6 protein-coding genes are annotated in these 3,312 nt (G+C 67.7%); 1 reads left to right on the top strand and 5 read right to left on the bottom strand.

The annotated features are described in order from the left end of the window. Positions 1-146 precede the first annotated feature (146 nt). Positions 147-452: a hypothetical protein gene (locus ACTQ48_RS10920; RefSeq protein ID WP_441042439.1), complete on the top strand. Its 306-nt coding sequence runs from the start codon at positions 147-149 to the stop codon at positions 450-452. 169 nt (positions 453-621) lie between these two features. On the opposite strand, the gene ACTQ48_RS10915 is transcribed toward ACTQ48_RS10920, so the two are convergent. The 5 genes from ACTQ48_RS10915 to ACTQ48_RS10895 all read right to left on the bottom strand — a co-directional run bounded on the left by ACTQ48_RS10915 (position 622) and on the right by ACTQ48_RS10895 (position 2,955). Beyond that, complete coding sequence (locus ACTQ48_RS10915) at positions 622-1,155, bottom strand: hypothetical protein (RefSeq protein ID WP_441547562.1); 534 nt, start codon at positions 1,153-1,155, stop codon at positions 622-624. Between the two features lie 121 nt (positions 1,156-1,276). Next, positions 1,277-1,618, bottom strand: a complete 342-nt coding sequence (locus ACTQ48_RS10910) for a helix-turn-helix domain-containing protein (RefSeq protein ID WP_441085705.1) — start codon at positions 1,616-1,618, stop codon at positions 1,277-1,279. Next, complete coding sequence (locus tag ACTQ48_RS10905) at positions 1,615-1,980, bottom strand: hypothetical protein (protein ID WP_441564085.1); 366 nt, start codon at positions 1,978-1,980, stop codon at positions 1,615-1,617. Before ACTQ48_RS10905 ends, ACTQ48_RS10910 begins: the two co-directional genes overlap by 4 nt. 1 nt (position 1,981) lies before the next feature. Beyond that, a complete protein-coding gene (locus ACTQ48_RS10900) occupies positions 1,982-2,362 on the bottom strand; it encodes a hypothetical protein (protein ID WP_441570924.1) in 381 nt (126 codons plus the stop codon). Positions 2,363-2,385: 23 nt separating this feature from the next. After that, positions 2,386-2,955, bottom strand: coding sequence for a hypothetical protein (locus ACTQ48_RS10895; protein WP_441570922.1), 570 nt, complete (start codon positions 2,953-2,955; stop codon positions 2,386-2,388). Positions 2,956-3,312 lie beyond the last annotated feature (357 nt).

Below are 3,312 nucleotides of genomic sequence, written 5' to 3'. Positions count from 1 at the left end.
GGTCGGGATGCTCCGCCGCCCTGACTGGGGCCGGATGCCCCGCGTCCCGCACCGCATCCGTGGCCATATCGACCCGAGCCTGTGGCTCGACCCTGATCCGGTGGACGACACCGAGCCGTCCACGCCTACTGCCTGAGGAGACTCCCATGACCACCACCCCCAACCCCATCAGCATCGCTCCCGAGGATCGTCCGGCGATCGCCGCCCGTCGTGGCTGGCAGACCCTGCGGCAGGGCCTCGCGATCGCTGTCGGACTCGCTGTGCTCACCACCCTCGTCGGCTCGCTCGCGGCCCCGTCGCTGCGTGACTGGCTGGCGTCGTGGGAGGTGTGGACCTGGTCCGCGATCCAGGCCGCAGGTACGGCGCTGCTGGCGTACCTGCTGCGCCGCTACCAGGACGACAGTGGCGTGGCCCCCCGCCATGCCGCTGACGAGGATGAGGGAGCCACCTAGCCCGCCCCGAACACAAATCTGCCCCCCCCGACCGCTGTGGTCGGGGGGGCAAATTTGTGTGTCATCACATCGGGCGGGTGCTGGGAAGACCCAAGGCCGCACCCGGCTGATGCCGGGGGCGTTCTTTACAGGCTGAAACCGCGAGCCCCGCGGCCAGAATCCCGGACGTTCAGCGGGCCGTGAGCTTGTCCTTCGCGGCGGCGAGGTCCATCTCGGCCTGATGGACATGCCATCGGGCGCACATGACACGCAGCGCGTCGATCCGGCGCGCCAGGGTCTCCACGTCGCCCAGTCCGCGGCCTTGGTAGCGCAGCTGGCGGGCCTGCCAACAGTCGATCAGGCCGAGGCCGTGCTCCGCCCAATCGGTTGCGGCTTTGCTCGGGTGGCCCAGCTCCGGTCGAGGGTCGAGGCGCATCATGTCGAGCGTCACGCCAACAGCCTCGGAAAGCGTGAGCTGGGAGTAGGGGACAACGCTGGCCACGAGCGCCAGGTGGCCCACGGCGTCCTGCCTCTGAGAGGAGGCGTTGATGTAGCCGTAGACATCCGGCATTGAAACCTGGTACCAGCGCCAGCCGCCGTCGACCGAGTGCGCGCTGGGCTGGCGATCTCCGCCGAGAATCCGGGCCAGATGTTTGGCTGTGAGCGCGCGAGGCTTGCCGAAAGCGACCGGGGAGGGCTCGCCAGAGTCAGTTTCTGCGACCACTAGCGCCGGGTCCACAACGGGACGACCGCGAAGGAGGTAGCCGTGGCCCATATGCGCCAGGTCGTGGTCGAGCCGTTGGAGAATGCGGGACGCGTCACGCCAGGCCCGCGTGGCGATGTATCTAGCCATGGTTGTGGAGTGCGGCGTAGGCCCACTCCACCTCGATATCAGGATCAGCCAGCATCGCCCGACCAGCCGCCGCCGCCCACCACCCACGAGGACGATCCCCCACAGGTCCACGCGACAGCGCGATCGGCATCTCAGCGTCCAGCATCCGCTCCACCGCCTCGTCATGGCGGGCCAGCTCGCCCCAAATCAGCCCCTCAGCCCGGTCGCTGATCCGGTCCCTGCCTGACTCCCACGACCGCACCGTCCGAGGATTCACCTGGAGCGCCGCCGCCAGCGAGTCCAGGGAGTGCCCCATCACAGCCCTCAGCGCCGCCAGCTCAGCCCCCGACATCATCGCGGGCTCGATCCGGACGCGACCTCCCAGTGACGCACGCAGATCAGTGGCCGATCCAGCATCCGCCGAAGTTGAGCGATCGCCAACCCCCGCTCGGTGCGCTCCAGCCCGTACCGCTCAGCATCCTCATCAGTCAGGTAGTCAGCCCCCACTCGCATGCCGCCACCGATCCGCACACACTCAGCGATCACGGCACCGGTCTGGTCGATGATCGCGGACCGGCGCATCCGCCCCTCCCGGTCGACGTCGGCAGTCCACTCGGCCAGCGGCGTCGGGTCGGCATCGGGTGCGCCCACGCTCGCGAGGTGACGGGCGACCTTGGCGCGGTAGTATGCATCGCTCTTGACCTGGCTGATCTGCATCTCAGTACACCTCCACGGGCTCGATGATCGAGCAGATCCGGTCAGCCGCGGCGTCGAGCACATCCCACAGAGCCCGCTGATATCTCAGCTCGCCCTCCACGCTCGCGCGGATGACGCCGGCGAGCTGGGGGTCCATGCCCTCATCCTCTGCTGTGTCCAGCAGATCGGTGGCGGCGGCGTACGCCTGACGGGCCTCGGTGAGGGCCTGCGACGCGACGCGCTGCTCGCGGCGGATGCGGTTGAGCATGTCCCGGGTGGTCTCGATCTCGTCGCCGTCGAACAGGGCCGCGCAGTAGGCGCGGGCCGCGCCGTACGAGGCGGCGGTGTGGTCGGCGGTAGCGGTGGCGTAGGACCGCATCTCGCTCCATGTGGTGGTCATCATCTGTCCTCTCGTGTCGTGGGTGCTCAGTAGCGCCCGGTCAGGCTGGTGATGTAGGTCGCCGCGTCGTCGCGGCTCATCGCCCGCACACCCGCCTCGGTGGTGGGGCCGGCATAGAAGCCGCCCTCCTCGTGGGCGCCGTCGGCGATCAGGTCGAGGATGGTGGCGATCTGGGTGTCGGTGATGGTGCCGCGCACAGCCTCGACCTCGACGGTTTCGACGGTGGCGTCAGCGGTCTCGACAGTCTCGGTGGTGGGCTCGGGCATCGGCACCTCGTCGATGCTGGCGTAGTGGTCGAGGAGCTGCTCGTCGGCGGTGCGGTACAGGGCGACGCGGTTCATGTGACGCATCCGGGCGGCGCGGGGCATGTCGGAGGCGTCGCGGACGATGATGATCCCGCGAGCTTCCCACGCCTCGCGGACGGCCTTGCGTGAGGCAACGAGCTCGGTGTGGCGGGCGATCTTCTCGTCGGCGTCGGCGGCGGGGATGCCCGAGGCGATGGTGGTGCGGCTGTTGAGGATGATGTCGATGAGGGCGCTGTTCTCGGCGCGGTGGGTGATGGTGTAGGTGCCGGCGGTGGTGGTGATGCTGGTCATCTCTGCTCCTATGATCGGTGGGGCGCTCCCCCTGTCCTGATAGCATCAGTCTACACCCCTACATGGTGGTGCGCAAGGGGAAAATGGGAAAAGGAGTGTGTGGGTTGTGCATCTAGCGTGCATTAGTGATGCGGTCCCATGCGGTCTCATGAGCACTCCTGCGGACCAATGCAGACAACGAAAAGCCCCTGACTAGGAGACATACCTAGTCAGGGGCTTCGACTTATTGTGCGCGAGAGAGGAGTTGAACCTCTCCGCACTGAGCGCAAATATCCGATCCTCTCGCCCCGCGTGCATCTAACGTGCACTAGTGTGGTCAGCATGGCACGCACTCGCCGAGCATTCGGCACCCTCCGC

The sequence above is a fragment of the Collinsella sp. Sow4_E3 genome (genome assembly GCF_052116285.1).
Lineage (GTDB): Bacteria > Actinomycetota > Coriobacteriia > Coriobacteriales > Coriobacteriaceae > Collinsella.
The sequence above is the reverse complement of the archived record's forward strand: the minus strand, read 5'-3'. Positions and strand labels throughout refer to the sequence as shown.

Coding starts and splice junctions, on each gene's coding strand:
- ACTQ48_RS10920 (WP_441042439.1), top strand. CDS start 147: ATGACCACCACCCCCAACCCCATCAGCATCGCTCCCGAGGATCGTCCG.
- ACTQ48_RS10905 (WP_441564085.1), bottom strand. CDS start 1,980: ATGCAGATCAGCCAGGTCAAGAGCGATGCATACTACCGCGCCAAGGTC.
- ACTQ48_RS10895 (WP_441570922.1), bottom strand. CDS start 2,955: ATGACCAGCATCACCACCACCGCCGGCACCTACACCATCACCCACCGC.
- ACTQ48_RS10910 (WP_441085705.1), bottom strand. CDS start 1,618: ATGATGTCGGGGGCTGAGCTGGCGGCGCTGAGGGCTGTGATGGGGCAC.
- ACTQ48_RS10900 (WP_441570924.1), bottom strand. CDS start 2,362: ATGATGACCACCACATGGAGCGAGATGCGGTCCTACGCCACCGCTACC.